Here is a 21,580-nt window from a genome sequence, read left to right as displayed (position 1 = left end):
ATCAGGCCCGGGGATTGAAGATGAGGATCAGCGCACCGAGGACGAGCAGACTGGCCGGAAGCGAGAGCAGGGTCTTGACGATGATGTCGGTCAGGAACAGAACGGAAAAGGTTTGCAATAAAAAGAACGCCAGCAGGTGGGCCAGCAGTACCAGGCTAAGATAACGAAACATCCACCCACTGCCCAGGTCCTCGGTGGTGGGGTTGGCCTTTATGTTGTAACCGTCTCTGGGGCGGACGAGGCGCAGGATCAGGGGGCGGCAGTAGGCCGTGAACGTCAGGGCCCCGGCGTGCAGCCCCAGCGTTTCACTGAAGAAGTCCACCCCCAGGCCCAGCAGGAAGCCCAGCAGGATCACCAGCGGCCGCGGCGTGCGCAGGGGCAGCAGCGCGACGAACAGGGGATAAACGAATACGAACAGGAAGTCCTTGCCCGACCAGCCCCAGGCGATCTGATTGAAAACGAAGACCTGAGCCACCAGCAGCAGGACGAACCGGAGGACATTATTTATCAGCATCCCAGTCGTCATCGTACCCGGTTGAGTTGATCGAGTTCCTCCTTAAAGAGGTCGCGGACGATGTATCCGTTGCCGGCCAGCAGGGGGTCGTTGAGCAGCACCACGGTGAGGTCCTGGCTGCCCGTGCCCGGCAGGGGCTCGCTCGACTCCACGGTGCCGATGGGCAGGCCGGAGGGGAAGACATTAGAGTATCCGGTAGTGTATATGGTATCGTTCGGCGCGATGGGGACGTAGTCGGGCATGTCGGTGATGGTCACCCGCCGCGGGTCCCGACCGTTCCATTTCAGGGTGCCGAAGGCGCTGTTGTCCAGTCCGGCGCTGATGCGGGTGTCGAGGTGGAGGATGCTGATGACCCTGGCGTGGCGGGGCGTCACCTCACTGATGATGCCGAGCAGTCCGCCGTCGGATACCACCCCCTGGCCGCGCTCCACCCCTAGGTTGGCCCCGCGGTCGATGACCAGGGTGTTGTAGGGGCCGTAGGGCGACTTATTGATGACGCGGCTGGCCAGGTAGGTGAACCGCTGCTGGAATGCGGAATCCTGCACCGGGATGGTGTCCACCGCGGTGTTGTAGCCGGAACCCGGAATGCGGGCCAGCAGGGCGGCATTTTCCCGCCGCAGGATCTCGTTTTCCCGGGCCACGTCGAGGAAGGCCAGCTTGTCGGAGATGAATTCCGACAGGGTAGACCCGTAGACGGACTTGGTTTCCACCCAGATCTGCCGCTGGGTATCGTTGTGGTTAACGATGAGGTAAAGACAAAGAAGTTGTAGGCCGGCAAAGGTGAATAAGCCGCTGCTGTTGAGGAGTATTCTCAGCAGTCTTCCCATCAACTGACGCTGCTGGCGGGTACGAGAATCGCTTTATAACGCTGGGTGTCCTGCAGGGCCTTGCTGGTGCCGCGGACGACGGCCAGCAGGGGGTCCTCCGCTACGTGAACGGGCAGTTGGGTCTTCTTGCTCAGGCGGCGGTCCAGGCCGCGCAGCATCGCTCCGCCCCCGGTGAGGTAGAGGCCGGTGCTGTAGATGTCGCTGGCCAGCTCCGGCGGGATGGTTTCCAGGGCACGGATGACCGCGTCCTCGATCTGTACCACGGCTTCATCCAGCGCACCGGCAATTTCCTGGTAGGTGACCGTGATCTGCCGCGGGATGCCGTTCAGCAGGTCGCGGCCGTTGACCGAGAAGTCGGCCGGTGGGTCGTCCAGCTCGGGCAGGGCGCTGCCGACGTGGATCTTGATCTGCTCGGCGGTGCGTTCGCCGATCAGGATGTTGTGGGTCTTGCGCATGTAGTTGACGATGTTCTCCGTCAACTCGTCCCCGGCAATGCGGATCGATTGATCGCTGACGATCCCCGACAGGGCGATCACGGCAATCTCCGTGGTGCCGCCCCCGATGTCGATGATCATGTTGCCGACGGGCTCCTCCACGTCCAGGCCAATACCCAGGGCCGCGGCCATGGGTTCGTAGATGAGGTAGGTTTCCTTGGCGTCCACCCGGGCGGCGCTTTCGAAGACGGCGCGCTTCTCCACCTCCGTGATGCCGGAGGGGATGCAGATCACCATCTTCAGGTGGGAAAAGAAGGCGCGGCGGCGACCGATCATGTCGATCAGCCCCTTGATCATCTGTTCGGCGGCGCGGAAATCGGCGATCACCCCATCCTTGAGGGGACGCACCGTTTGAATATTTTCGTGGGTTTTCTCGTGCATCTGCATCGCCCGACGACCCACGGCGATGGTCTCTTCCGACTTGCGGTCAATGGCAACAATCGAGGGCTCGTCGATGACGATCTCCCCGTTTTGCATGATGAGCGTATTGGCTGTGCCGAGATCTACGGCCAGCTCCTGCTTAAAAAAGTTTAAAAATCGCATTCCCCTAAGTTGCAGACCGGTGAGGGTCAGAGTTCGGTTGGCAAAGGTCGTAAAATAGTCCGGGAGATAGGTAGTTCAACCATACCTTATTACCCACTGGCCAAAAGTGAATGGACGGTGCCCGGTGGCGGGGCTCCCCTGACCCCAACGCGGCCGTTCCCGTTTCATTGCACCCGCGCGCCGCCGCCCCGGAGAAGCCGCCGGTAAATGGCTTGTCGGGTAGTGCCGGCTCATGCTACCTTTGCGGCATGACTGCTACCGAAATCCGCCGCGCCTTCCTCGACTTCTTTCGCGAAAAGGACCACAAACTGGTGCCCTCCGCGCCGATCGTGAACAAGGACGACCCCAGCCTGATGTTTACCAACGCGGGTATGAACCAGTTCAAGGACTACTTCCTGGGGGACCGGGTGCCCGACAAGCGTCGGGTGGCCGACACCCAGAAGTGTATGCGGGTGAGTGGCAAACACAATGACCTCGACGACGTGGGCCGCGACGGCACCCACCACACCATGTTTGAAATGCTGGGCAACTGGAGCTTCGGCGACTACTTCAAGGACGAAGCCATCGCCTGGAGCTGGGAACTGCTGACCGACCGCCTTGGCATCGACCCCGACCGCCTCTACGCCACGGTCTTTGAAGGCGCCCCCGAGGAAGGGATCCCCGTCGACGACGAGGCCCGGCAGTTCTGGCTCCGTTACCTGCCCGAGGACCGCGTCCTCTACGGCAACAAGAAGGACAACTTCTGGGAGATGGGGGAGACCGGCCCCTGCGGCCCCTGCACCGAGATCCACGTCGACCTGCGCTCCGACGAAGCCCGCGCCGCCACCCCCGGCCGGGAACTGGTGAACGTGGACGGCAGCGGAGTGGTGGAGATCTGGAACAACGTCTTCATCCAGTTCAACCGCCGCGCCGACGGCAGCCTGGGTAACCTGCCCGAGCGCCACGTCGATACCGGTATGGGCTTCGAACGCCTCTGTATGGTGCTCCAGCAGAAGGACGCCACCTACGATACCGACATCTTCACCCCCATCCTGTCCGAAATCGAACGGCTGACCGGCCACCGCTACGGCGGCAGCTACGCCCCCGACGCCAAGTCGGACATGGCCATGCGGGTAGTGGCCGACCACCTGCGGGCGGTAGCCTTCACCATCGCCGACGGACAACTGCCCGGCAGCGGAGGCGCGGGCTACGTGGTGCGCCGCATCCTGCGGCGGGCCGTCCGCTACGGCTATTCCTTCCTGGACCAGAAGGAACCCTTCATGTACAAGCTGATGCCGGTGCTGGTACGGGAGATGGGCCACGCCTTCCCCGAACTCACCCGCCAGCAGGAACAGATCGAACGCATCATCCAGAGCGAGGAACGGTCGTTCCTCCAGACCCTCGAAAACGGCCTGCAGCGCTTCGCCGCCCTGGAAACCACCGACGGGACGATCAACGGTCGCGATGCCTTTGAGCTGTACGACACCTTCGGCTTCCCGATCGACCTGACGCGGCTGCTGGCCGAGGAGCGCGGACTGACGGTGGACGAGGCGGGATTCCGCACCGCCCTGCAGGAGCAAAAGGACCGCAGCCGCCGCGACGCCGCCAAGGAGGTGGGCGACTGGACGGTGCTAAGTGATGAGCCCTCGGTCTTCATCGGTTACGACGTGCTCTCCGACGCCGGGGCCCGCATCACCAAGTTCCGCACCGTCAAGGTGAAGGACAAGCCCCAGTACCAGCTCGTGCTGGACCGCACCCCCTTCTACGGGGAGAGCGGCGGACAGGTCGGCGACCGCGGCCGCCTGCGCGTAGGCGAGGAAATGCTGGAGGTGATCGACACCCTGAAGGAAAATGACCTGACGGTCCACGTGGTGAACCGGCTGCCCGCCGAGCCGGACGCGGAGGTCTACACCGAAGTGACCGCCCGGGAGCGGCAGGCGATCAGCAACCACCACACCGCCGCCCACCTCCTCCACGCCGCCCTCCACACCGTACTCGGCAAGCATGCGGTACAGAAGGGGCAGGACGTCCGCGCCGCCAAGCTGCGCTTCGACTTCAGCCATTTCGAACGGCCCACCGCCGAAGAGCTGGAGCGCATCGAGCGGCTGGTCAACGAGAAGATTCGCGCCAACATTCCCCTGCTGGAACAGCGGGACGTGCCCATTGCCGAAGCCCGCAACAGCGGGGCCATGATGCTCTTCGGAGAGAAGTACGGCGACACGGTACGCATCATCACCTTCGACCCTGAGTTCAGCTCCGAACTCTGCGGGGGTACCCACGTGAAGCACACGGGTGAACTGGGCTTCTTCAAGATCACCAGCGAAAGCGCCCTGGCCGCCGGCGTCCGCCGGATCGAGGGGGTAGCCGGCGTGGCCGCGGAAACCTACCTCAACGACCGCCTCGGCACCCTGGATACGGTACGCGAGCTGCTGAAGGGCAACCCGAGTCCGGCCGACGCCGTCCGCAACCTACAGGAAGAAAACCGCCAGCTGAAGAAGGAGCTCGATAAGCTGCAGTCCGAGCGGGCCGGCGACCTCAAGGGGGAGCTGGAATCGGCCTTCGAAGACGTGGGCGGCGTACGCTTCCTGGCTCGTCAGGTACCCCTGTCGGACGCCGCGGCCATCAAGAACCTGGCCTTCCAGCTCACCGGGGAAACCGACAACGCCTTCGTATTGCTGGCCAGCGAGGACGATGGCAAGGCCCTGCTCACCCTGGCCATTAGCAAGGGACTGGCCGGCAAGGGAGAGGGGGCGCTGGACGCGGGTGTCCTAATCCGCGAGTTGGCCCGCAACATCCGCGGCGGCGGTGGGGGACAGCCCTTCTTCGCCACCGCCGGCGGCAAGGACCCGGGAGGGATCCCCGCCGTGCTCACCCAGGCCCGCGAGCGGGTAGGGGAGTTAGTCGCCTCCTCCTGACCCGGTCGGGAGATGGAATACAATGATGAAGTAGCCCGGCAGTACGCCACTTACCGCCCGCCCCTCCACGCGGCGCTGCTGCGGCAGTGCCTGGCGGACCGTTTCCACCACGGGTTGGACGTGGGCTGCGGAACCGGCCACTCCACCCACGCCCTCCGCGCCCATTGCGACCGGGTGGTGGGCACCGACCCCAGTGCGGAGATGCTCCGGCAGGCGCCGCCCGGGCCGGGGATCAGCTACCAGCTGCAGGGAGGTGAGAAACTTGATTTTCCGACCGCCACCTTCGACGTAGTGACCTTCGCCGGATCCCTGTACTACGCCCGGTCGCAGTCGCTGGTCGACGAAGTGGTGAGGGTGTGCCGCCCCGGCGCCCGGATCGTGGTATACGATTTCACGGCCCCGCTGCGCGCCCACTGCACCGCTTTACTGGGGCTGGAGGGAGTGGAGGACCTCGTAGAGGACTACGACGCCACCGTAAACCTTGACGGGTTAAACCCATCGGTCCTGCGGGTGCTGACCACGGCCCGGGGCGCGGTGGCGGTAGCGGTCGAGCCAGACCAGCTTACCGCCCTGTACCTGTCCGACCCCCCGCTGGCTGAATTGCTGCAGGAGCACTACGGCAAGCATGAAGATGAACTGCCCCAGCGAATCACCACCGCCCTGGCCGCGAAGGCAAAAGGTGAACCCGGCCGGTTGGCGGTCACCTTTGAGACCTACGCCACGGTATACGCCGTAGGGTAGTGATCCGCGCGGATTGCTCCGGGCCGTTTACATTGCCTACCTTGCCGGAAAATATCACTCCATGACCTTTCAGGAACTCAACGACGGCATCACCAAGGCCGCGACCAAAGCCCCGAACCTCGGTAAAAGCATCAAGCTGCAACTCGACGAGGGTATTATCCACATCGACATGACCGGCGATACGGCCCAGGTGACGAATGAGGACAAGGAGGCGGATACGGTAGTGACGACCTCGGTCGACGTGCTGGAGCAGCTGCGGACCGGGAAACTCAATCCCATGATGGCCATGATGAGCGGCAAGGTGAAGATCAAGGGCGACATGGGACTGGCCATGAAGTTGCAGGGGCTGCTGAGTTAGCGCCAACCAAGACATTTGGCGGCATCGGCCGTTGCCCGGCCCAAGCATTTTCCGGAATTATGCGTTACTTCCAGTAGCGGCATGTCGTTGTCGCGCCCAGAACAACCGACCGCCCATGCGCCTGCGCCTGTTACTCGCCTTTCTAGCCTTGCTCCCCGCCGTGATGACGGCCACCCACAACCGCGCCGGCGAGATCATCGTACGGGCCGCGGGCGACTGCGCCAACCCCGGCGACCAGCTGCGTGCCTGCGCCACCATCGTCACTTACACGGAAACCGCCCAGACGGAAGTGGACCGCGACAGCCTGGACCTGAACTGGGGCGACGGGACCACGGAGCGGATCGGCCGGACCAGCATCACGCCGGTGGCACCGGGCATCCAGCGTAACGAATACACCTTTTGCCACCGCTATCCGGCCTTCGGGCGCTACGTGCTGAGTTTCCAGGACGTCAACCGGGTGAGGAACGTCCGCAACATCCCCGGTTCGGTCAATATCCCTTTCAGCGTATTCACTTCCTTCGCCCTGGTCAACCCCATCGTGAACGGGTGCAATACCTCCCCCGAGCTAAGCCAGGACCCCATCGACAACGCCTGTATCGGTTCGGTGTGGACCCACAACCCGGGGGCCTTCGACATCGACGGCGACAGCCTGGCGTTCGAGTTCACCGTGCCCACCTTCGCGCCCCGCGCCCCGATCAACAACTACGTGCTGCCCAACGCGGTGAGCGGTTCCAGCGGAAGCCTCCGAATCGACCCCCAAACGGGGCAAATTACCTGGGATACGCCCACCATCCCCGGGGAATACAACCTGGCCTTCATGGTCAAGTCTTTCCGCAACGGCATCCCCCTGGATACCCTCGTACGGGATATGCAGATCTTCGTGGACGACTGCTCCAACGAACCCCCGGTGATCGAGCTGGCCCGGGAGGAAATCTGCGTAGTAGCCGGTGAGGTGGTCGAGTTCTCGGTAATTGCCACCGCCCCCCTCACCGACACCGACCAGCGCGTAAGCCTGACGGCCAGCGGTCGGCCCTTCGACCTGACCGATAACCCCGCCATTTTCCTGCCGGGTACGACGGGCCCTCAGGAGGACCCCGTCCGCAAGACCTTCCGGTGGCAAACCACCTGCAACGACATCAGCAACCAGGAGTACTTCGTGGTGCTAAAGGCGGTGGATACGGGAGACCCCCGGCCGTCGGGGCTGGCTACCCTGCGTACCGTGGCCATCAAGGTGGTGGCCCCCCCGCCCGACGACCTGCAGGCGGAAGTAGGGGAGGAGGAGATCACCGTCTCCTGGGCCAACCCCTATGCCTGTGAAACGAACGAGGACCCCGATTTTCTGGGCTTCACCGTCTGGCGGCGGGAGGGCAGCAACAACTTCGTTCCGGATACCTGCCAAACGGGACTGGCCGGGCGGGGGTACACCCAGATCTCGGACGCGGAGGTAAGGGACATTGCCGATGGTCGCTACGTATTCACCGACCCCGACGTGGAGCGTGGCCGTACTTACTGCTACCGGGTGGTGGCCGTCATGGTGCGCCGTACCGCCAGTACGGGACTGATCTTCGAAGACATCGAATCCCTTCCTTCCGAAGAAATCTGCGTGCAGCTGGCCCGCGACATACCCCTGCTGACCCGGGTAGACGTGGTGAGCACCGACGCTACCGGCGGTCAGATTGACGTCTGCTGGCTACTCCCCGACGCCCAGAGCCTGGACACCATCCAGAACCGGGGGCCCTACCGCTACGTCCTCAGCCGGGCTAGCGGACAAACCACCGACCCCGCCGCCTTCGAGCCCATCCAGACCTACGAAACCCAGTTCTTCGGTGACCCGGTGGACACCTGCTTTACCGACGGCAACCTGAACACCGCCGGACAGGGCTACAGCTACCGCATCGAGCTCTTCGTCGAAGGGGAGAATCAGCCGGTAGGGGAGGCCCAACCCGCCAGCAGCGTCCGCCTCACGGCCGCCCCCACCGATCGCGCGGTGGACCTGAGCTGGACGGAGCGCGTGCCCTGGACCAACGATACCTACCAGGTCTTCCGCCGCGCGCCGGGAGCCACCACCTACACCCAGATCGCCACCGTGACCGAGCAGCAGTACCGGGATGAGGGCCTGACCAACGGCCTGGAATACTGCTATTACGTCCGGTCGGTGGGTAGCTATAACCTCGACGATATACCTTCCCCCCTGCTGAACCGCAGCCAGGAAGCATGCACCATTACCGCCGACAACGTGGCCCCCTGCCCGCCGGTGCTCACCGTGGAATCGGTTTGTGACCGCGGGGTCGACTGCACCGACGAGGACAACCTGTTCAACACCCTGGAGTGGACGGCCCCGGCGGACCTCTGCGGCGACGACGACGTGGCGGGCTACCGGATCTTCTTCTCGCCGGACAGCTCCACCACTCCCGCCCTCGTGGCCGAAGTGGCCACCCCCGATCAATTGATGTTTGAGCACTACCCGGGCGCCGGCATCGTGGGCTGTTATACCATCGTGGCTTACGACGCCAACGGGAACGAAAGTTCCGTGAGCAACCGCGTCTGCGTCACCAACTGTCCGATCTACGAACTGCCGAATGCCTTTACCCCCAACGGAGATGGACAAAATGACCTGTTTGAGCCCCGCGGACTCTGCTTCGTGGAGCGGGTGGAGTTCAAGATCTTCAACCGCTGGGGGCAGCTGGTCTTCGAAACCGAGGACCCCGCCATCCGGTGGGACGGAACGAACCTGAACGGCGATGCCCTCCCGTCCGGCACCTACTACTACGTGGGTACCGTGTTCGAAAGGCTGCTACAGGGTGTTGTGGCCGGCGACGCCGCGGTCAGCGGGTACATAGAATTAATCACCAATCGCTAGGGAATTTGATTAATTGCTTCCCGGGATAAATCATTGTCCGGTTAGCCGGTGATGAACCATAAGGTATGCGGAACTTCCGTAATATCAGCAGGTTACGTCCGCCATTGCTCCGGCCCTTCCCATTCCGGGCCGCCGGGGTCGGCAGAGCCTGGATACGTGGACAACTATTGTATCGACCATTTTTAGGAGCAAGGTTTTTTCGTATGGACATTTACTCCTATTTTTGTGACACAGGCGAACTTTTTGTTGTGTCGTCCAGCCAACATCAATCAGTTGCACTGTCAGGCAGCCCGGCTGCCGAAATAGAATAATAGGGTTTTAGGTGTTTATTTCCGGACCGGCTGCGCCTGCGCGACCGGTCTTTTTTTATCCCACAAGACTAATCGGGCAAAAGGGGGCGTTACATTGCCAAAGGCCCCGCCTGTACCGGCTTTTCCGACTGTTTTCGTCTATTGCGTTCGGCCTTGCGTCTCTCAAAAAAAGCTTAAACCGCCCCTTGATATGAAGTTAGTCCATACCCTGCTTTTTGTTCTGTGCTGCGCTACCGCGTTGCAGGCGCAGGACATTCATTTTTCCCAGTTCTACATGTCGCCGCTGAACCTCAATCCGGCCATGACGGGGGTGATGAACTGCAACAGTCGCATCGCGGTCAATTACCGCAGCCAGTGGGCTTCCGTCCTGGGCGAGAATGCGTTCCAGACCTACAGCGTGAGCTACGACCAGCGGGTTGCCGTGGGGCGCAGTGACTTCTTCGGCATCGGAGGCACCTTCTGGGGCGACCGCGCGGGTGAGGCGAACTTTGCCACCACCACCGGCAAGGTGAGCGCCAGCTACAGCAAGAAAATGGGCGGCAGCCGCAAATACGGCAACTACCTCGTGGCCGGCGCCGAGCTCGGCGCGGCCCAGCGCAGCCTCGACTTCCTGGCCCTGCGCTGGGGCTCCCAGCACGACGGCGACGGTGGTTTCGACCCCACCGCTCCCAGTGGAGAAAATGGCCTGGACCGCGACCAGTTCCTCTTTGCAGATATGGGCGTTGGCCTGCTGTGGTTCATGGTATTCGATGAGAACAACAGCCTGTACGCCGGCGGTGCCTTCCACCACCTGAACCGCGCCAACCAGAGCTTCGACAACGAAGGGAAGGACCTCCTCTACAGCCGCTTTACGGCCCACGCCGGGGGTGAGTTCATGCTCAACAACCGCTTCGGACTCGTTCCCGGGGTCATCATCATGAACCAGGGGCCCAGCTTCCAGGTGAACGCCGGTACCAACCTCAAGTTCCTCCTCGACGGAGGGGGTAACGCCGCTACCCAGGCCTTCCAGATCGGCCTCTGGACCCGCGTCAGCAACCGCCTCGACAGCAGCGTGCTCACCGACGCCCTCATCCTGAGCACCCGCTTCGACTACGACAGCTTCGCCCTCGGGTTCAGCTACGACATCAACACCAGCGACCTGAAGGTAGCCACCGACGGCAACGGCGGATTCGAGCTCTCCCTCCAGTACAAGATCTGCGGCAACCAGCGCCGCGGGGTTTACTGTCCCACCTTCTAGCGACTTCCCTCACCTCACACCACCAAGCCCCGCTTACCCATGCCCGCTCCAAAACGCAACACGAATGACGCGCGGGCCTGGACCAAGTACATGGGCATCGGGGCCCAGCTCATCGGAACCATCGGGGTCTGCATCTTCATCGGGCTGTGGCTCGACGGGCAGTTCGGCACCAACCCCTGGCTGACCATCCTGCTGAGCCTGGTCGGCGTAATTGGCGGCCTCTACGTCAGCGTCAAGGATTTGCTGTAAGCAGACGAAACCAAACTTCTTCCCCCGGCCGCAGTTGAAAGACGGCGTCGGGCAGGGGAGCGGCCACCAGCACCCGCGGGTAACCCCCCACGGTCTGGGCATCTGGTCCCAACAGGATCGGGCCCGCGGGCGTCCACTGCACGGTACCCGGTAAAACGGGTGAGCTGATCATCCCCGGCAGGGCCATCCCCCCGAACCCCGGTGCCTCCAGGCGAATCCCCTGCCGATCGGAGGCCAGTCCCAGGTGAAAAGAGGATTCCTGTAGAAACCTTTGCTGCTTCGCGGAAAGCCAGTCCCATTCCGGACCGGGCACCGCCGGGATGACCACCTGCCCCGCCCCGAGGTCCGCAGGCGGCCAGTCGCTACGTACCGGATGATGGTCATCCGCCTCGACCAGGAATGAGCGGCCGGGCTCCGGCGACACCGTACCCGGCAATCCGCTTTCCACGCTGCCCTGCACCCGCGGCAAGCGCCATCCGCCCCTCAGGCAGAGATACCCCCGGCAGCCAGTGCGTGCCAGCCCGCCCCGCAATTCGTGCACCCCGTCGAGGGCAATGGTTTCGTAGCGGCTGATGGGTTCCCCGTCCAGCCGCCAGCCCATATCCGCCCCCGTCAGGGCCAGGGACCCACGACCATTGAGTTGCCAGCGCCCCCCGGAAAGGGTAAGTTCCAGGCAGCAGTGATGGGGGGACTGCTCCAGCAGTTCATTGCCCGTGGTCGCGCTCCGGCGGTCGGCGGCCCCGCCGCCCGGGATGGCCAGGTGCTGCAGTCCCGGCCGCCCGCCATCCACGAAGCGGGCACCCCCTCCCCCCGAAAGTCGTGCGATGGTTAGGATGCGGCTCATGCTTTCAACTGGTTCAGGCGGATAAACTCCGCCTCGTCGATGGAATAGAAGCGCACCCGGTCGCCGGCCCGGAAGCGGGGCCGCCCCTCCGCGTCCACCAGGGGCAGGGGGCACTGCCCGATGAGTTGCCACCCGCCCGGGCAATCGCCGGGGTAAATGCCCGTTTGCCGGCTGGCCAGCCCCACCGCCCCCGCCGGGACCCGCGCGCGGGGTGAGGCCCGCCGGTCAACCGCAAGCCGTTCGTCGGTGGGCCCGAGGAAGGCGAAACCGGGTCGAAAGCCCAGCAGGTAGACCAGGTAGTCGCGACTGCCGTGTAGTTCTATTACTGCCTCGGCCGACAGTCCCGTAGCGGCGGCGACCGCCTCGAGGTCGGGCCCCGCACTGCCGCCGTAGCGGACGGGCACGGAATGGTAGGTGGACAGCTGCTCGGATGGCGCCACCCGGGCCGCGTAGATATACTCCCGCAACTGGTAGGCGGAACTCCGGTCGGGGCGGAACTCCACCAGCAGGGAAGCGTAACCGGGCACGCATTCCACCACGGCGGGGTGGGCGGCGATGGCGGCGGCGTAGGCGTGCACGCTCCGGCTGATGCCCTCGTCGATCAGGGGCTCCCAGTCCAGCAGCAGGGCGGCGGAACCGTAAGGGCGGATGAAGCGGGGGCGTCGCACGGTGGGAAGGTAGCAAGCCCCCAGGGAATGTCGCGGGAAGCGTGGTCGCCCAAAAGGTCGTACTTTTCGGCCCTCAATCACCAAGCCTGCCCGCCATGCCCAACGATACTTCCGACGACGACCTGAAGCGCTACTATTCGATTGGGGAGGTAGCCAAAAAGCTCGACGTCAATACCTCCCTGATCCGCTTCTGGGAGAATGAGTTCAGCCACATCAAGCCGAACAAGAACAGCCGCGGTGACCGCCGCTTTACCAAGGAAAACATCCAGCAACTGCGGGAGGTGTACCACCTGGTACGGGAGCGGGGCTTCACCCTCGACGGGGCCCGCAAGGAGATTGCCGCCGGGGGCAAAACCGACAACGGCAAACAGCAGGTCATCGACAGCCTGCTCAAGGTGCGCCGCCGCCTGGAAGAACTGCAGAAGAAGGCCTAAGCCCCGTTTCCTTGGCCTACCTGCTCTACTACCTTATCCTGCTGCCCCTGAGCTACCTGCCCTGGTCGGTGCTCTACGGCATCGGATCGGCCCTGGCGGCCCTCAACTGGCGCTGGGTGGGCTACCGCAAGGAAGTGGTTCTGGACAACCTGCGCAGGTCATTGCCGGACCGCAGCGAAGCGGAGATCTTGGCCCTGGGCAAGGCCTATTATATATACTTTTTCGAGACGATCGCGGAGAGCATCAAGCTGTTCAGCCTGGACGAAGCGGCGGCGGTGCGCCGGTGCCGCATCCTCAATCCGGAAGCCGTGGATCACCTGCGGGCCCAGGGGCGGAGTTTCATCGCCTACGGCGGCCACTACAGCAACTGGGAAATGGCCGGCATCTCCTTTCCTTCCCAGCTGCGTGGCTTTACCCTGATGGCCATCTACGCCCCGCTGAAGGACCGCGTCATGGACCGCCTGGTCACCGCCAACCGGCAGCGGGCCGGGGTGCTGATGGTGCCGCGGAAGGGAGTGGAAGACTTCTACGAACACCCGCCAGTTTCCCCCACCGTCGATTTCTTCGTGGCCGATCAGGCGCCCAGCAACGCCCGCTGGGAGAAGTTGCACTGGACGACCTTCTTGGGCCGCACCACCGGTTTCATGGCGGGCCCGGAACGCTATGCCGTACGCTACGACCGCCCCGTCTACTACATGACGCTGCGGCGGGAGGGCCGCGGCCAGTACGTGGCGGAACTGCTACCGGTGACCGATACCCCCCGCCAGGAGGCGCCGGGCTTCATCACCGAAGCCTTCGCCCGCCAACTGGAGCGGGAAATCCAGCGCGACCCCGTGCCCTGGCTGTGGAGCCACCGGCGCTGGAAGCGGGAAGTGCCCCCCGAGGTAGTCCGGGAACTGGAGCACCGTCCCTTTGTCCCGCCGGTATACGACCGCTCCCTGCGGGTGGGTGATTCGGATCGCCCCGCCTGAAATGAGCGGTGGCCGGAACGGTAATTAACCCTCCCGGCCACCAGCCCGATTACGTCATTTGGGGAAGCCCCGGCCCTATTCGGGGCCGGCGTTCACGATGGCCTTGTCGGCCTGCTTGGCGTAGTTGGCGAAGTTGTCGTGGAACAGCTTCGCCAGCTTCTCCGCGGCTGCGTCGTACTGCTGCTCGTTGCGCCAGGTATCCCGGGGGTTCAGGATGGCGTTGGGTACGTCGGGGCAGCTGGTGGGGCGGCTGAGCCCGAAAACCGGGTCGGTCACGTAGTCCACATCGTCCAGGGCGCCGGTCAGGGCGGCCTTGATCATGGCGCGGGTGAAGGCCAGCTCGATGCGCGAACCTTCTCCGTAGCCGCCGCCGGTCCAGCCGGTGTTGACCAGCCATACGTTGATGGGCTCGCCTTCCTCGTCGGCCTGCTTGAGCTTGTTGCCCAGCATGTCGGCGTAGTGGGTGGGGTGGAGGGGGATGAAGGGGGCACCGAAGCAGGCCGAGAAGTTGGGCTGGGGCTCGGTGATGCCCGTTTCCGTTCCGGCGATCTTGGCGGTGTAGCCGCTGATGAAGTGGTACATTGCCTGCTCGGGCGTGAGCTTGCTGATGGGAGGCAGTACCCCGAATGCGTCACAGGTGAGGAAGAAGATGTTGCGGGGCAAGTCTCCCCGGCTGTTGTACATGATGTTCTCGATGTGGTCGATCGGGTAACTCACGCGGGTATTCTGGGTGATGCTGTCGTCGGCGTAGTCGGGGGTGTGGCCGTCTTCCTTCAGCACGATGTTTTCCAGCAGGGCACCAAACTTGATGGCCCGGTAGATCTGAGGCTCCTTCGACTCGCTCAGGTCGATCACCTTAGCGTAGCAGCCGCCTTCGAGGTTGAAGACGTTGGCCTGGCTCCAGCCGTGCTCGTCGTCGCCGATGAGCCGGCGGTCGGGGTCGTTGCTCAGGGTGGTCTTGCCGGTGCCCGACAGGCCGAAGAAGAGGGCGGTGTCTCCCTTGGCGCCTACGTTGGCCGAGCAGTGCATGCTCAGCACGTCGCGGCGGGTAGGCAGTACGTAGTTGAGCACCGAGAAGATGCCCTTCTTGATTTCACCGGTGTAGGCCGTACCTCCGATGAGGATGGTCTTCTTGGTGAAGTTGATGATGCTGAAGTTGTCCTGGCGGGTGCCGTGGATGGCCGGGTCGGCCTTCACGCCGGGGAAGGCGTAGATGGTCCACTCGTCGGTCATCAGGTTGGTGATGCGCTCGTCGTCGGGCCGCAGGAACATATTGTAGGCGAACATATTCTGCCAGGGGTACTCGGTGTACACCCGGATGTTGATGCGGTACTTGCGGCTGGCGCAGGCGTAGGCGTCGCGTACGTACACGGCGTCGAGGCCCTGGGCGTAGTCGAGGGTCTTCTCCAGCAGCTGGTCGAAGGCCTCCTGGCCGATGGGGATGTTGATCTTGCCCCAGTCGACGGTGTCGCGGGTGATGTCGTCCTCGACGATGAAGCGGTCCTTGGGGGAGCGACCGGTGAACTTGCCCGTGTTGATGATGAGGGCACCGGTGTCGCTGAGGTGGCCCTGTCCCTGGGTGATAGTATCTTCTACCAGGGCGGCGACCTTCAGGTTCTCGCGCAGATTGTGGTGTTGCATGAACGCAATGCTTTAGTTAGGGGACTGCAAGGTACGGATTGGCCGGCGACTTTTTGAACGCCGCAGGGGGCAGAAATCAGCGGGGCCGGGGCGGGAGGCCTACACCCCGGAAAAGGCGCTGAACCCACCGTCTACGGGCACCACGATGCCGGTCACGAAGCTGCTGGCGTCGGCGCAGAGGTAGACCAGGGTGGTCATGAGTTCTTCGGCTTCCCCAAAGCGGTTCATGGGGGTGCTGGCAATGATGGTCTTGCCGCGGGGCGTAAGGGAGCCGTCTTCCTCGAGCAGGAGCCGGCGGTTCTGTTCACCGATAAAGAAACCTGGAGCGATGGCGTTCACCCGCACGCGGCCGTCGTACTTGCGGGCCATTTCCACGGCCAGCCACTTGGTGAAGTTGTCGATGCCGGCCTTGGCGGCGCTGTACCCCACCACGCGGGTGATGGCGCGGTCGGCGGCCATGCTGGAGATATTCACGATGCAGCCCCGGTCGGCTTCGGTAATCATCTCCCCGAAGATGAGGCTGGGAATGACGGTGCCGTCGAGGTTGAGCTTGCTTACCCCGGCGAAATCGTCCAGGTTCAAGTCGAAGAAACTCTGGTCGGGCCCGATGGTGGCCCCGGGGCGGTTGCCGCCGGCGGCGTTGACCAGAATGTCGAGTTTGCCCCACTTCCGGCGGAGTTCCTCCCGGGCGGCTTCCAGGCTCTGGCGGTCGGTCACGTCGCCGCGCAGCAACAGGACGGATTCCGCATCGCCCGCTGACTGGCTCAATTCGGCCGCCGCGCTGGCGAGGTTGTCGGGATTGCGGCTCAGCAGGGCCACCCGCGCGCCGGCGCCGAGCAGTCCGCGCGCCATGGCGGTTCCGAGGGCACCGGTGCCGCCGGTGAGGAGGGCGTGCTTGCCGGAAAGATCAAAAAGGGTAGACATGGTGGGTATTTTCTGAAGTGGGTGTAGTTATGCTTTTGACCCGGGCAGCTGTGGCAAGCTTACCGGGGAGGGGAAATTTGCCGCTCCGCCTTCAGCGAAAGCACCCGCTGGTAGGCAGCCTTGTGTTGGGAGGCGCGATCGAAGAGGAGGGGGTGGTTGGTACGGCCGCGGATGGGCCAGTTGTTGAGCCAGCTCTGGGCGTCGTTGACGCCCCAGAAGGTTACCCGGGAGATGGCGTCGTCGTGCTTGAGGAAGAGGGAGAACAGCTCCGCGTAGCGATCGGCCAGGCGGTTGGCTTCCTCTTCCGGCAGGCCGTCGGGGTAGGGGTCCATGGAGGGGTCCCCCTCGTAGTTCTGGCTTACCTCGGCACCCTCCAGGTCCCAGGGATTGGGCAGGGTGGTCAGGTCAAGTTCGGTGATCATCACCTTCACCCCCGTGGCGGCGTAGGCCTCGATGCTGGCCTCGACCTCCTCCAGCGGCGGCCCTTTCAGGCTGTAGTGGCCCTGCATGCCCACCCCGTCGATGCGCACGCCGTTGTCCTGCAGCAGCTTGATGATGCGCAGGGCACCTTGTCGCTTGCGGGGGTTATAGAGGTTGTAGTCATTGTAGTAGAGTTCAGCATCCGGGGCGGCCTCGGCGGCGATGCGGAAAGCGTCCACCAGGTACTGCTCGCCCAGCACCCGGTAGAAGACCGATTCGCGGTAGCTGCCGTCTTCGTTCAGGGCTTCGTTGACCACGTCCCAGCCATCGATGCGGCCGGCGTAACGGCCGGCAACGGCGCGGATGTGTTCTTCCAGGTAGCGGCGCAGCTGCCCGGGGTTAGTGGTCTGGCTGACGTACTCGGGCAGTTGGCTGTGCCAGACCAGGGTGTGTCCGATGGTCCACATGCCGAGCCGCTCGCCCAGGTCAACGTAGCCGTCGGCCGCCGCCCACGCAAACGAATCCGGCCCGGGTTGTATCCTCTCCCATTTCATGACGTTCTCGGGCGTGATGGAAGTGAATTCCCGTTCCAGCAACTGCAGCCCCGCGGTATCCTCTCCCGCAATCTGGGTGCGGTTGACGGCCGCCCCCACGTAAAAGTGATCCGCGAACACCCGGCCGATGCTGGTTTCCGCCACCGGAAAGTCCTCCCCCTCCGGCGGGGGGGGCGGGGTGCCGCCTTCCGAACCACACGATCCGAACGACAGGAGAAGGACCAGCAAGGCAAAGGGTAGGAAGGGGGCGTTCATGCAATTCCAAGGTTGTAGGGTTAGGTGTAAAACGGGCCGTGGCCAAACGAAGGTGCTAAATGTACAGGTTACCGCCCAGCTTATGAAATCGATTGCGCCCGTTTTCCATGGGCTGTTGGTTGGGAGGGTGGGGTCAGCGGCGGCGCAGGGAGGAGGCGCGGGGGACGAGCTGGGTCTCGAGTTCGATGCGCCGTTCCGTGACCGGCATTTTCGCGTTGGCGACCCGCAGGGCCTGTTGGAGGGCCATGCGGCCCATTTCCACGGCGGGGTGGGTGACCGAGGACAGGGGCGGGTCGATGATTTCGCAGACCGGGTCGTTGTTGAAGCCGATGATGGCCAGTTGTTCCGGGACGGCCACCCCGAGTTCGCGGGCGCATTTGATGGCTCCGACCGCGGCGTTGTCGTTGGTGCTGAAGATGCCGTCGGGGGGGTGGGGCGACTGCAGCAGCTGGCGGGCCAGGCGGTTTCCTTCCTCGAGTGTGAGGTGGTCGGAGGTAAGGATCAGTTCGTCGTCTACCCTGAGGTCATTGGCTTGCAGGGCCTCCCGGTACCCGCATTCCCGCTCGTGGTAGATGATCTGGTGGGAGGCCCCCTTGAACAGGGCGATGCGGCGGCAGCCCTGGTCGATCAGGTGCTGGGTGGCCAGCCGGGCCGAACGGACGTTGTCGATCACCACCCGGTGGCCATCCAGGGTACTGGGTACGCGGTCCACGAAGATGACCGGGGTACCACTGCTGCTGATCTCTTCGAGGTGTTCGTAGTCGGTGGTTTGCATGGCCAGGGATACCACCAGGGCGTGGATGCGGCTGGAGAACAGCGTCTTGGCGTTGGCCACTTCGTGGTCGTAGGAGTCCTGCGACTGGGAGATGATCACATTGTAGCCCGATTCGCGGGCCGCGGCTTCCACCCCGTGAATCAGGGAGGAGATGAAGGGGCGGTTGATCCAGGGCACTAGCACGCCGATGGTATTGGACTCCCGGGTGCGCAGGCTGCTGGCCAGGATGTTGGTGCGGTACCCCCGCTTGCGGGCCAGCTCCTTCACGGCGGTGATGGTGGCCTTGCCGATGCTGTAGTGATCCTTCAGGGCCCGGGAGACCGTAGAGGGGGCCACGTTCAGCTCCGTAGCCAAGTCGTAGATGGTTACCTGCTTTTTGCGCTTGTTGCTCATGCCGCTGACCGAATGGGGATAAGGAGGGTAACCCAGGGCTCCCCCGTGGCGACAAGATACGTTCCAGTAAAATGGTAGCGGAAACCGGTCCGCTCAGGAAAGGGCACCCACCAGGAGGTTGCAGCCGCGTACGTCGGAGTGGTCCAGGCGGCCCAGTACCTCAAAGGTGTCGTCGGCGAACACCCGCCCCAGGTCGTCGCTGGCGATGAAGCTCACCGTGTCGAGGTTGGCCAGGTCCGTGAGGTTCAGGGCGGCGGTCCGGCCCCGGGGGGCGGGTGCCAGGGGGTCGGTGATGTCGCGGGGGGTGACCGAAAGGGTGGGGGCGGGGTGGAAGCGGCCGTCGGCGGGGGCGTAGGCCTGGGAGAGCAGCTCCGTCATGCCGTATTCACTGTGGATGTGGGGCACGGAGAAGGCGGCTGAGAGGGTAGCGTGCAATTCCCGCCGGGTCATCTCGCGGCGGCGGCCCTTCATACCCCCGGTTTCCATTACGATGGTGTTGCCCAGGGGTTGGGGGAAGCGTTCCCCCAGTTCCAGGAGGGCGAAGCTTACGCCGAGCAGCAGGGTAGGGATGCGCTGTTCGCGGAGGCGGGCGAGTCGGTCGGCCAGGCCGGGCAGGTCGTCCAGGAAGAAGCCCGAATCGGGGTGGCCACTGCGCTCGATAAAATCCTGGGCCATAAATACCAGGCTGGAGCCGCTGCGCTCCAGGTAAGCCGGCAGCAGGGCCAGCACCGCCCGGCCGGCCAGGGGGCCGTACTGCCGCTCGAAGGTGAGGGCCGCGCCCCGCCGGTACCAGTCCGCGTCGCGCAGGTCGTGGCGGCTGGTGGCCGCCCCCGTGGTGCCGCTGCTGGTGAAGGTGCGCACGGGCTGCCAGTCGCCGCTGCGCAGTTGCTGCGACTTGAACAGGGCAATGGGCAGGTGGGGAATGTCCGTCCGCCGGCCTACCGTGCGCGGGTCTACCCGCAACAATTCGAGGTATTGGGCGTAGATTTGGTTGTTGGCCGCCTGGTAACGGAATACGTCCAGGGCCAGGGCCGCGAAACCGGCGGGGCTAACTTCCTCAATCCGTCGGGCGAGTTGGTCGCGCGTCATAGTAAACCGTTTATCTGCCATGCAATACACCCGCTTCGCCCTATGGTTGCTTGCCGTCGGTACCCTGCTCACCGGCTGCGTAAACCCGCCGGAGTACCCCGAGGAGCCGGTGATCCAGTACGAGGGCATCAGCAAGAATACCATTTACCAGTTTACCAACGGCCCCCAGGACAGCCTCGTCATCCATTTTTCCTTCACCGACGGCGACGGCAACATCTCTTCCCAGGACAGCACCGACATCTTCATCAAGGACAGCCGCTTCCCGGAACTGCCCCCGACCATCGTGGGCGCCTTTCCCCCCATTCCCGCCGAGGGCACGGGCAACGGCATCAGCGGCGACGTCTTCTTCACCGTGATCAATTCCGGCCAGGGCGTCTGCTGTATATATAATGACCGCTTCTGCGTGGCCGACGAGGCCTTCCCGGTCGACACCCTCACCTACGAGATCTACATCCTGGACCAGGCCGGCAACCGCAGCAACACCATCCGCACCGAACAGATCCGGGTGCTCTGCTTGGGGCAGTAGCGGGCGGCGGTGCGCGGGTGCCGGGCCGAAGCTTCCGGCCTTACCTTCGCCGTATGCAGTTCTACGAATTTCTGGCCCACCTCACCCACCAGCGCCGGCTGAGCGCCCACACCGTGGACGCCTACCGCAGCGACCTGCAGCAGTTCGCCGACTACTGTCTGGAGAGCTACGCCGTGGAACGGGCCGGGGAGGTGAGCCGCGAGATGGTCAAGAGCTGGCTGGCCCGGCTGGTGGAGGAGGGGAAGGCCCCTACCTCGATCCGCCGCAAGCTCAGCGCCCTGAAAGCCTTTTACCACTACCGCCAGCGGCGGGGGCAGCAGGCCGAGAACCCCACCGTCCGCATTCCCACCCCGAAGGTAGGGCGGCGGCTGCCGGCCACCGTGCCGGCCCAGGACCTGCAGCGGCTGTTCACCGCCTTTCCCGACCCGGAGGAGGAAAAAGATTATTTTTTACTGCAGGATCACCTGCTGCTGGCCCTCCTCTACCAGGCCGGCCTGCGGCGGGCGGAACTCATCGGGCTGAACTGGTCGGACGTCGATCCGGACCGCCGCCAACTCCGGGTGAGGGGCAAGGGGAACAAGGAACGCCTGCTGCCCTTCGGCCCCCAGCTGGCCGGGCTGTTGGAGCGGGCACGGCACCTGCGCGCCGCCGCCCCCACGGATGTTGATCCGGAAAGCCTGCTGATTACGGAGCGGGGTAAACGATTGTATCCCAAATACGTATACAACAAAGTGAAGCGCTACCTCTCCGGGGTGACGCGGGAAACCAAGAAGAGCCCCCACGTGCTCCGCCACAGTTTCGCCACCCACCTGACCGAAGGGGGGGCGGACCTCAACGCGGTAAAGGAGTTGCTGGGCCACGCCAGTCTGGCGGCCACCCAGCTGTACACCCACAACAACCTGGAACGGCTGCGGGAGGTGTACCGCCGCGCCCATCCGGAGGGCGGAGAATAAAACGATGATAAAATTTCATCCGGTAGTGCTTTGTCAATTGTATCAAACAACATACCTTTGCAATCGCTTTGGGAAAACGTCCTCAAGCTGACTTGAAAAACGGTT

The 21,580-nt window shown here is 63.8% G+C and carries 20 protein-coding genes; 10 read left to right on the top strand and 10 right to left on the bottom strand.

Annotated features, from left to right (window positions below; genetic code table 11):
- Position 1: 1 nt before the first annotated feature.
- Genes CGL56_RS03295 through CGL56_RS03285 form a run of 3 tightly spaced genes read right to left on the bottom strand, consistent with a single transcriptional unit; the run spans position 2 to position 2,378 of the window.
- Positions 2 to 514 (bottom strand): hypothetical protein, encoded by a 513-nt coding sequence (locus tag CGL56_RS03295; protein WP_099105057.1) that lies wholly within the window; start codon positions 512 to 514, stop codon positions 2 to 4.
- 8 nt (positions 515 to 522) lie between these two features.
- Positions 523 to 1,341, bottom strand: coding sequence for a rod shape-determining protein MreC (gene mreC / locus CGL56_RS03290; RefSeq protein ID WP_099105056.1), 819 nt, complete (start codon positions 1,339 to 1,341; stop codon positions 523 to 525).
- Positions 1,341 to 2,378, bottom strand: a complete 1,038-nt coding sequence (locus CGL56_RS03285; RefSeq protein ID WP_099105055.1) for a rod shape-determining protein — start codon at positions 2,376 to 2,378, stop codon at positions 1,341 to 1,343. Before CGL56_RS03285 ends, mreC begins: the two co-directional genes overlap by 1 nt.
- Positions 2,379 to 2,626: 248 nt before the next feature.
- Between CGL56_RS03285 and alaS the strand changes: the two genes are divergently transcribed.
- The 6 genes from alaS to CGL56_RS03255 all read left to right on the top strand — a co-directional run bounded on the left by alaS (position 2,627) and on the right by CGL56_RS03255 (position 11,028).
- On the top strand, positions 2,627 to 5,272 hold the full coding sequence (alaS, locus tag CGL56_RS03280; protein WP_099105054.1) for an alanine--tRNA ligase: 2,646 nt from the start codon (positions 2,627 to 2,629) through the stop codon (positions 5,270 to 5,272).
- A 12-nt stretch (positions 5,273 to 5,284) separates the two neighbouring features.
- Positions 5,285 to 6,013, top strand: coding sequence for a class I SAM-dependent methyltransferase (locus tag CGL56_RS03275; protein WP_099105053.1), 729 nt, complete (start codon positions 5,285 to 5,287; stop codon positions 6,011 to 6,013).
- Between the two features lie 61 nt (positions 6,014 to 6,074).
- The gene (locus CGL56_RS03270; RefSeq protein ID WP_099105052.1) at positions 6,075 to 6,371 is read left to right on the top strand and encodes an SCP2 sterol-binding domain-containing protein; all 297 of its coding nucleotides are present in this window, start codon (positions 6,075 to 6,077) and stop codon (positions 6,369 to 6,371) included.
- Positions 6,372 to 6,486: 115 nt separating this feature from the next.
- The gene (locus CGL56_RS03265) at positions 6,487 to 9,231 is read left to right on the top strand and encodes a gliding motility-associated C-terminal domain-containing protein (RefSeq protein ID WP_099105051.1); all 2,745 of its coding nucleotides are present in this window, start codon (positions 6,487 to 6,489) and stop codon (positions 9,229 to 9,231) included.
- Between the two features lie 501 nt (positions 9,232 to 9,732).
- Complete coding sequence (locus CGL56_RS03260; protein ID WP_099105050.1) at positions 9,733 to 10,779, top strand: PorP/SprF family type IX secretion system membrane protein; 1,047 nt, start codon at positions 9,733 to 9,735, stop codon at positions 10,777 to 10,779.
- A 39-nt stretch (positions 10,780 to 10,818) separates the two neighbouring features.
- On the top strand, positions 10,819 to 11,028 hold the full coding sequence (locus tag CGL56_RS03255; RefSeq protein ID WP_099105049.1) for an AtpZ/AtpI family protein: 210 nt from the start codon (positions 10,819 to 10,821) through the stop codon (positions 11,026 to 11,028).
- Here CGL56_RS03255 and CGL56_RS03250 read toward each other — a convergent pair.
- Both CGL56_RS03250 and pxpB read right to left on the bottom strand, forming a co-directional pair.
- Positions 11,012 to 11,872 carry a 5-oxoprolinase subunit C family protein gene (locus CGL56_RS03250; protein WP_099105048.1) on the bottom strand — a complete coding sequence of 287 codons (861 nt, stop codon included), beginning with the start codon at positions 11,870 to 11,872 and terminating at the stop codon, positions 11,012 to 11,014. The genes CGL56_RS03255 and CGL56_RS03250 overlap by 17 nt on opposite strands.
- On the bottom strand, positions 11,869 to 12,540 hold the full coding sequence (gene pxpB / locus CGL56_RS03245) for a 5-oxoprolinase subunit PxpB (protein WP_167641504.1): 672 nt from the start codon (positions 12,538 to 12,540) through the stop codon (positions 11,869 to 11,871). Before pxpB ends, CGL56_RS03250 begins: the two co-directional genes overlap by 4 nt.
- A 95-nt stretch (positions 12,541 to 12,635) precedes the next feature.
- On the opposite strand from pxpB, the gene CGL56_RS03240 reads away from it, so the two are divergent.
- Entirely contained in the window at positions 12,636 to 12,974 is a 339-nt protein-coding gene (locus CGL56_RS03240; protein ID WP_099105046.1) for a MerR family transcriptional regulator, read from the top strand.
- Between the two features lie 11 nt (positions 12,975 to 12,985).
- The gene (locus tag CGL56_RS03235; protein WP_099105045.1) at positions 12,986 to 13,945 is read left to right on the top strand and encodes a lysophospholipid acyltransferase family protein; all 960 of its coding nucleotides are present in this window, start codon (positions 12,986 to 12,988) and stop codon (positions 13,943 to 13,945) included.
- A 75-nt stretch (positions 13,946 to 14,020) separates the two neighbouring features.
- Here CGL56_RS03235 and pckA read toward each other — a convergent pair whose 3' ends face one another.
- The 5 genes from pckA to CGL56_RS03210 all read right to left on the bottom strand — a co-directional run bounded on the left by pckA (position 14,021) and on the right by CGL56_RS03210 (position 19,996).
- The gene (gene pckA, locus CGL56_RS03230; RefSeq protein ID WP_099105044.1) at positions 14,021 to 15,586 is read right to left on the bottom strand and encodes a phosphoenolpyruvate carboxykinase (ATP); all 1,566 of its coding nucleotides are present in this window, start codon (positions 15,584 to 15,586) and stop codon (positions 14,021 to 14,023) included.
- 99 nt (positions 15,587 to 15,685) lie between these two features.
- Positions 15,686 to 16,510: an SDR family oxidoreductase gene (locus CGL56_RS03225; protein WP_099105043.1), complete on the bottom strand. Its 825-nt coding sequence runs from the start codon at positions 16,508 to 16,510 to the stop codon at positions 15,686 to 15,688.
- A 59-nt stretch (positions 16,511 to 16,569) separates the two neighbouring features.
- The gene (locus CGL56_RS03220; RefSeq protein ID WP_099105042.1) at positions 16,570 to 17,739 is read right to left on the bottom strand and encodes an endo-1,4-beta-xylanase; all 1,170 of its coding nucleotides are present in this window, start codon (positions 17,737 to 17,739) and stop codon (positions 16,570 to 16,572) included.
- A 133-nt stretch (positions 17,740 to 17,872) separates the two neighbouring features.
- Entirely contained in the window at positions 17,873 to 18,907 is a 1,035-nt protein-coding gene (locus CGL56_RS03215; RefSeq protein ID WP_099105041.1) for a LacI family DNA-binding transcriptional regulator, read from the bottom strand.
- 93 nt (positions 18,908 to 19,000) lie between these two features.
- Positions 19,001 to 19,996 (bottom strand): long-chain-fatty-acid--protein ligase, encoded by a 996-nt coding sequence (locus tag CGL56_RS03210; RefSeq protein WP_099105040.1) that lies wholly within the window; start codon positions 19,994 to 19,996, stop codon positions 19,001 to 19,003.
- Between the two features lie 19 nt (positions 19,997 to 20,015).
- Here CGL56_RS03210 and CGL56_RS03205 point away from each other — a divergent pair, with 19 nt between their 5' ends.
- Positions 20,016 to 20,522: a hypothetical protein gene (locus CGL56_RS03205; protein WP_099105039.1), complete on the top strand. Its 507-nt coding sequence runs from the start codon at positions 20,016 to 20,018 to the stop codon at positions 20,520 to 20,522.
- 53 nt (positions 20,523 to 20,575) lie between these two features.
- Entirely contained in the window at positions 20,576 to 21,475 is a 900-nt protein-coding gene (locus CGL56_RS03200; RefSeq protein WP_099105038.1) for a tyrosine-type recombinase/integrase, read from the top strand.
- Positions 21,476 to 21,580 lie beyond the last annotated feature (105 nt).

The organism is Neolewinella marina (genome assembly GCF_002631205.1).
Lineage (GTDB): Bacteria > Bacteroidota > Bacteroidia > Chitinophagales > Saprospiraceae > Neolewinella > Neolewinella marina.
This window is presented reverse-complemented; position numbering and strand designations above follow the sequence as displayed.

Bases quoted from the DNA above. Each gene is read 5' to 3' on its own strand.
- CGL56_RS03295 (WP_099105057.1), bottom strand. From the start codon at position 514: ATGCTGATAAATAATGTCCTCCGGTTCGTCCTGCTGCTGGTGGCTCAG.
- mreC (WP_099105056.1), bottom strand. From the start codon at position 1,341: ATGGGAAGACTGCTGAGAATACTCCTCAACAGCAGCGGCTTATTCACC.
- CGL56_RS03285 (WP_099105055.1), bottom strand. From the start codon at position 2,378: ATGCGATTTTTAAACTTTTTTAAGCAGGAGCTGGCCGTAGATCTCGGC.
- alaS (WP_099105054.1), top strand. From the start codon at position 2,627: ATGACTGCTACCGAAATCCGCCGCGCCTTCCTCGACTTCTTTCGCGAA.
- CGL56_RS03275 (WP_099105053.1), top strand. From the start codon at position 5,285: ATGGAATACAATGATGAAGTAGCCCGGCAGTACGCCACTTACCGCCCG.
- CGL56_RS03270 (WP_099105052.1), top strand. From the start codon at position 6,075: ATGACCTTTCAGGAACTCAACGACGGCATCACCAAGGCCGCGACCAAA.
- CGL56_RS03265 (WP_099105051.1), top strand. From the start codon at position 6,487: ATGCGCCTGCGCCTGTTACTCGCCTTTCTAGCCTTGCTCCCCGCCGTG.
- CGL56_RS03260 (WP_099105050.1), top strand. From the start codon at position 9,733: ATGAAGTTAGTCCATACCCTGCTTTTTGTTCTGTGCTGCGCTACCGCG.
- CGL56_RS03255 (WP_099105049.1), top strand. From the start codon at position 10,819: ATGCCCGCTCCAAAACGCAACACGAATGACGCGCGGGCCTGGACCAAG.
- CGL56_RS03250 (WP_099105048.1), bottom strand. From the start codon at position 11,872: ATGAGCCGCATCCTAACCATCGCACGACTTTCGGGGGGAGGGGGTGCC.
- CGL56_RS03240 (WP_099105046.1), top strand. From the start codon at position 12,636: ATGCCCAACGATACTTCCGACGACGACCTGAAGCGCTACTATTCGATT.
- pckA (WP_099105044.1), bottom strand. From the start codon at position 15,586: ATGCAACACCACAATCTGCGCGAGAACCTGAAGGTCGCCGCCCTGGTA.
- CGL56_RS03225 (WP_099105043.1), bottom strand. From the start codon at position 16,510: ATGTCTACCCTTTTTGATCTTTCCGGCAAGCACGCCCTCCTCACCGGC.
- CGL56_RS03220 (WP_099105042.1), bottom strand. From the start codon at position 17,739: ATGAACGCCCCCTTCCTACCCTTTGCCTTGCTGGTCCTTCTCCTGTCG.
- CGL56_RS03215 (WP_099105041.1), bottom strand. From the start codon at position 18,907: ATGAGCAACAAGCGCAAAAAGCAGGTAACCATCTACGACTTGGCTACG.
- CGL56_RS03210 (WP_099105040.1), bottom strand. From the start codon at position 19,996: ATGACGCGCGACCAACTCGCCCGACGGATTGAGGAAGTTAGCCCCGCC.
- CGL56_RS03205 (WP_099105039.1), top strand. From the start codon at position 20,016: ATGCAATACACCCGCTTCGCCCTATGGTTGCTTGCCGTCGGTACCCTG.
- CGL56_RS03200 (WP_099105038.1), top strand. From the start codon at position 20,576: ATGCAGTTCTACGAATTTCTGGCCCACCTCACCCACCAGCGCCGGCTG.